The organism is Neisseria sp. WLZKY-1, from assembly GCF_046546535.1.
Lineage (GTDB): Bacteria > Pseudomonadota > Gammaproteobacteria > Burkholderiales > Neisseriaceae > Neisseria.
The window spans coordinates 1-586 of record NZ_JBKGTW010000120.1; the positions used below are offsets into that span (position 1 = coordinate 1).

At 57.5% G+C, this 586-nt stretch carries 1 pseudogene; it reads left to right on the forward strand.

The features are described 5' to 3' along the window. Positions 1 to 269: 269 nt before the first annotated feature. Positions 270 to 586: pseudogene (locus ACLD9W_RS12455) on the forward strand (IS481 family transposase); the annotation flags it as partial.

The window sequence follows — 586 nt, forward strand, 5'->3', positions numbered from 1 at the left end:
GCATCCCTACCCCAACGCATTGTGGCAGATGGATTTCAAAGGCCATTTTGCCACCGACGGCGGCCGCTGCCACCCGCTGACCGTTATCGACGACCGATCGCGCCAGTGGCTGTCGACATTCAACTTTTGAAGCGGGTTTTGCGGCATAAAACGGCAGATGTAAGGCGAAAATGCGAGCCTATGCCATCCATAGGCGAGTATTTTCAACGCGGCAGATGCCGTTTTAGGACGTAAAAAACGCCAAAATGTTGAATGTCATCAGCCTCTGTAACCTCATCCTGCGCGCCCTGGCAAACGAGCACAGGGAAGGTGTGCAGGCAGCATTGACCGAAGCATTCAGACAATACGGACTGCCCGACAGAATCAACACCGACAACGGCGCACCTGGGGCGACAGCGCACAAGGCGGACTGACCCGCCTGGCCGCATGGCTTATCCGACTGGGCATCCGCCCCGGCCGCAGCCGTCCGCTGCACCCGCAGATCAACGGCAAAGACGAACGTTTCCACCGCAGCCTGAAAGCCGAAGTGCTCAAAGGCAGAACCTTTGGCGGGGCTGTTGGCAATCAGCTTGCGAAGCGGTTTTTT